This is a genomic window from Pseudidiomarina atlantica, from assembly GCF_000753735.1.
GTDB classification, from domain to species: domain Bacteria; phylum Pseudomonadota; class Gammaproteobacteria; order Enterobacterales; family Alteromonadaceae; genus Pseudidiomarina; species Pseudidiomarina atlantica.
Map to the genome: position 1 here is coordinate 1 of NZ_JPIN01000016.1, position 5,402 is coordinate 5,402.

The window sequence follows — 5,402 nt, forward strand, 5'->3', positions numbered from 1 at the left end:
GTGCAGACCCCGAATTATACTGGCAGCTGTGTTGCGAGCAAGTCTTTTGTGTAATTTTACGAATCACTTGCGGCTTTTTTCGCCGATTTCATGGAATTGCTCTGATATACTGATGTCTATGAAAGACTTATTATGCAAGTGGCGGTGAATGAGTGACGGCACACAAAGGATTATGCTTGCTGGTCTTGCTGTTTGGATGGTTGCTGGCTAGTGCAACCGATGCCCAATCCCAAGAGCAGACCGAAACGGTTCTAGAGGTCTCCTACTCTGGCGTTGGCGGTGAGCTCGCCAGCAACGTTGAGAGCTATCTGGGTATTCTTGAGTATTCTGGAGAGCCTGCTCCTAGCATCTTTCGCGTTCGTTTTCTGGCCCGTCGCGGTGCGGAGGAAATCAAACAAGCGTTGCGTCCTTTTGGTTACTATCACACTGAAGTCGAAACTGAGATAAACGAAACGGACAACAAAGTCAGTGTTAACTATACGATCGCAGTAGGTCAGCGCACGCTAGTCCGCACACTCGATATTAAAATCGATGGTGGACTTACCAACGATGATGCCTACCAGCAACTGCAACGACGATTTCCGGTGAAAATAGGCGAGCCATTACTGCACGCCGACTACGAAAAAATCAAATCGATGCTGCGTAATTTGGCGGCCGAGCGTGGTTATTACGACGCCCGCTTCACTGAACAAAAATTGCAAGTCGAACTGAGTGATGCGAGTGCACACATTTTCCTTACCTATGCGAGCGGTGAACGTTTTCGTTTTGGTGAAGTAACGATTTGCTGTAATCATTTATCCAGTGAATTCATCGAGCGCTACTTTCAATTTGAGGAAGGTGACTTATTTCATACCCGCGACTTGCTCGATCTTCAGATTGCGCTTGCAGGTAGCGATTATTTTGACAGCGTCGAAGTCGCTCCCTTATGGCAAGAAGCAAAGGCGGAGGAAGTTCCTGTCTCCATTCGCGTCACCCCGAACCAACGAGACTTTTATCAAATTGGGCCAGGCTATGGTACAGATACGGGAGCCCGTTTGACGCTCGGTTTTGATCGGCGTTGGGTCAACGATAGAGGTCACCGGCTCTCTAGCTTATTACGGCTGTCGCAACTACAAAGCACTGGTTTTGTGGATTACATTATTCCCGGCAAGGACCCTGCCCGCGATCAGTACAGTCTTACCGGTGAAGTCATTGACCGTAGCTACGAAGAGTTAGATTCGACGCTTTATCGCACCAGTATACGCGACACCCGTCACTATGATACCTGGCAGCGCAGCTACCAACTGAGCTATTTGCGCGAAGATTTCCGCTTTGGTAGCGCAATACGTGAAACTTCCAGCTTTTTAGTACCGAGTGCTGAAGTTAGTTACGTTAGCAGTAATTTAGATCCAAGTAACCGTAACCTGGTCGACAGTGGCTTCCGACTCAGTGCGCGTTTACAGGGCGCCAGTGACAGCGCATTGTCGAGCGCATCCTTCGTTTCGCTGACGCTTAGCGGTAAAGCTGTTTATTCAATCAATCAACATTGGCGTTTGTTGGCGCGCGCTGAACTTGGCGGCATGTCGACCGATGAGTTCGATGAGATATCACCCTCGTTGCGATTCTTCGCCGGTGGTGATCACAGTGTTCGCGGTTACGCTTATCAACAATTGGGCCCCACTAACGCCGAGGGGGTTGTCGTTGGCGGTCGTTACTTGGGAGTAGCAAGTGCAGAAATAGATTACCTAGTCGCGCCTAATTGGCGCGTCGCATTATTCACTGACTTTGGTAATAGCGGCTTGGATTGGTCGATGACCTGGAAGCAAACCTATGGCGTCGGTGTCCGCTGGCTCTCGCCTATCGGCCCGGTGCGGTTGGACGTTGCGCAAGCTGTAGATGAACCGGATAAACCGTGGCGTTTGCATCTAACGATAGGCCCCGACCTATGAAATGGTTAAAAGTACTAGCGACAACAATCGTTGTCTTATTTGTTGTAGTTCCGCTCACCGCCTTTGTGCTTATTAGCACCAGTGCGGGGACCCGCTTTGTAGTAGCGCAGGCAATACATTTTGCACCTGTAACCATTACCTACGATAAGGTTTCCGGAACACTTACTGAAGCGATTGAAATTGAGCACTTGGTAGTGGAACTCGAAGGGCAACGCTTCTCGGTAGACAACGTTCAATGGGTATGGAGACCTTTTGAACTATTAGACAAAAAACTCATTATTGACGAGTTGCTCTTGCAACAACCCCATTTGCAACTGTTATCGCCAAGTGCGGCGAATGATGAACCTATCTCGTTACCAACAATTGCACTGCCATTTGCAGTTGCTATTCAACGCTTGGCGGTAAATGGTTTCAGCCTACAAACGAACGCTGATCCCGCCTCTCGCGTGGATTATGATGCAAACTTTGCGACAACACTGGAACTCGTCGATAGCCAACTTGCTCTATCGCAACTGCAACTAAGGTTTGCCCAAGAGCAACTGACGGTTGAGCACCAAGGGCAAGTGTCGCTACAACTACGTGGCAACTATTCGCTGCGCGGTGACGGTGATTATCAACTCGAATTTAATGACAAGCGCATTGCGCCGATTACCGGTAGCTTGGACTTCGACGGTGCCTTACGCGATAAGCCTATCCAATTGGCTACCTCATTTAGCACCAAGACAACGCCATCACAATCACTATCGTTAGAGATTAACGAGCCACTGGAACAACTAAAATGGCAAGCTGAACTCAATTTACAGCAACTCCCTTTGGCGTTAGTTAAGCCTTGGTTGAATGATCCAGTCGCCGATATCGAGCGCTACTTGACAAACGAAAGTGAAATTTCAGGTAAGGTTCAGATCGATTCTGAAAATATCTTTATTGAAAATATACGGGCTAGCCGTATCGGTTCTGCTGATGGACACATTGCGCTGCGGGGAAACTGGCAACACAACAATTTCACCGGTGATTTCCAGTCGAACCCGCTATCTTTCGCGTTAGCCTATGAAAATCTGGCCTATGCAGTTGAGAATATAGGTGTCAGCATTACGCGCGGGCAGAGCTCTATCGAAGGAACCCTAGCAGACTATGAATTCAACAACGCTATTCAAATGCAGATTAGCGGACCACCTGAGTTGGCTATTGATAACCTAACCGTATCGCTCAATGGTAGCGGTGGTTTGACCCAGGTTTCAATCTCAGAACTGAGATTCGATAGTGACAAGCTTGAGCTCGACAGTAAACTCGATGTCGCCTGGCAAGAGCGACTCGCTATGAACTTCACCATTAATTCCGCCAGCACATCGCTAGGCCTTCCTAATGCCAATAATCCTGCTCTGCTGCAAGGAGCGATTGTGCTCAAAGAGCATCAGCTAATCTTTAATGACTTTGCTATTGCCCTTGGCGCGACCCAACTGCAACTAAATGGTTCGACGGCTCAAAATAACCTGCGCGGGCAACTTACCGTAAGCGATATTCAGCAACTACCATACGTTCCTGAGGGGCTGAGTGAATTGCAGGCGCTTGACACTAGTTTTGCGATTGACACAGAACAAGAGCTAAATGCATTCAATGTCGATTTCTCTACCTTTATGGTGCAAACAGAAAGTTTAGACAAATGGCTACTTACTGAAGCAGCAACTCTCGATTTTGAACGTAAAAACGAAGTTTGGTCAGCACAATTAAATCGTCTATGTTTGCAACATGAACCCAATCAGTTTGGCGCTTTATGCGCTTCGATTGAGGTAAATGAAGCGACCTTAAATGCCAGCCTAAATGGTGAACGGCTCTCATTGTGGTTGCTCAATCGGTTTCGTGAGCGCGATGTCGCCCAACGTATTGCCGGACTCGTCACCCTTGATGCCGACCTCTCAGTTAGTCGGGACGAAATGAAAATCCGCGAGATGAATCTCAAGTTGCGCAGTGAAAACACCGTGTTCTTCGCACTCAATCAAGAAACCAGTACACGCCTTGCCTATTGGGAAATCGCTGCTAAAGGCAGTGCGGATGCTATTACCGCGACTATGGACGGGCAACTAGGTAATAACGAAGGTGGCTTGTTTGGCGACTTTTCGATTGCAGATCTCTACCACGAACAAACTGTTCAAGGCGACTTAATTTTTGCGCTCGACGATCTCGCGATGCTGGATTGGGTCCTACCAGGTATGCGTTATCATGGGGGTAAGGCAACCGCACAACTTGAGCTTAGCGGTACCCTGGCACAACCGAGTATCAATGGTGATATGGAGGTTTACGCAGAATCAGTAGTATTTGCAGAAACCAACTTCGTTTTTAATGACGTACGATTGGCTTTAATTGATAGACCCGATTCAGATGGTGCACTTGAGATTGAGGGCCAGGCAAAAGCTGGAGACGGCGGTTGGGTGCTTGTTGAAGGGGTAGCTTTACCACTCGATGCAGAGGCGTATTTACGCATTACTGGGCAAAACTTTCGTGCATTACAAATGCCCACCGCGACGGTAGACATCTCACCGGATCTTACCGTCTACGTAAATGATCGGGCAATTGAGATTGCTGGCACCGTCGACGTTCCTTATGCGGCAATTTCGGCACCAGAATTTGAGACTTCGGTGAGCAATTCAAGCGATGTTATGATCACCAGTGACGGTGACCCAATTGCACAAACTCAGAGCAATGAAGAAACACTAGCGGTGAACGCACAAATACGTGTGAACCTTGGAGATCAGGTGTCCGTAGATGCCTATGGCTTCACCGGTCGTTTGCAAGGTGGATTAGAAATCGTTGAAGAACCCAGTCGTTCCACGACAGCTATTGGCAGTATTAGTGTGGCTGACGGTAGTTATGAGCTTTATGGACAAGAGTTGAAGATTGACCGTGGGTCATTTATCTATAACGGTGGGGATGTTAGTAACCCAGGGCTCGATCTAAGGGTTAAACGAGACATCTCAAATGGTAACATTGGCAGTAATGTGAATGTGGGTGCGCAAGTGGTTGGTACCTTGGTCGAACCTGACTTTAGGCTGTTCTCGACACCTGCTATGCCGGACTCTGAGATCCTCTCCTATTTAATACTCGGAAAGAGTATGCAGTCCGCTTCGTCTACTAACTCTAGCGACATTCAATTACAAGCGCTGTTGATGTTAGGAGCCAAGGGTACCGAGGCAATAGGCGAATCACTGCAGGACACCTTTGGTATCGATGAGTTTGGTATCGATACGGATCCGAACACTCGTGAAACTTCGTTTTACATCGGTAAGTATTTATCCCCGAAGTTGTTTGTGAAGTACGGTGTAGGACTCTTAGAAAGCACGAATACTTTTATGGTTCGTTACCAATTGACCGAACGTTTGCTGATTGAAACCATGGCGAATAGTCAGGCACAAGGCGGCGACATCTTCTACACCTTCGAACGGTGAGGGCAGCTATTCGCTGTTCGAAGAGCTGAAGAGC

The 5,402-nt window shown here is 48.1% G+C and carries 2 protein-coding genes; both read left to right on the forward strand.

Annotation, left to right across the window (positions count from 1 at the left end):
- Positions 1-152 precede the first annotated feature (152 nt).
- Entirely contained in the window at positions 153-1,928 is a 1,776-nt protein-coding gene (locus tag IDAT_RS12325; protein ID WP_156099530.1) for an autotransporter assembly complex protein TamA, read from the forward strand.
- The gene (locus tag IDAT_RS12330; RefSeq protein WP_034734179.1) at positions 1,925-5,368 is read left to right on the forward strand and encodes a translocation/assembly module TamB domain-containing protein; all 3,444 of its coding nucleotides are present in this window, start codon (positions 1,925-1,927) and stop codon (positions 5,366-5,368) included. The genes IDAT_RS12325 and IDAT_RS12330 overlap by 4 nt, the downstream gene beginning before the upstream one ends.
- The last annotated feature ends 34 nt before the right edge of the window (positions 5,369-5,402 follow it).

What these genes read in the sequence shown, in the direction of transcription:
- IDAT_RS12330 (WP_034734179.1), top strand. Translation starts at nt 1,925, where the DNA reads ATGAAATGGTTAAAAGTACTAGCGACAACAATCGTTGTCTTATTTGTT.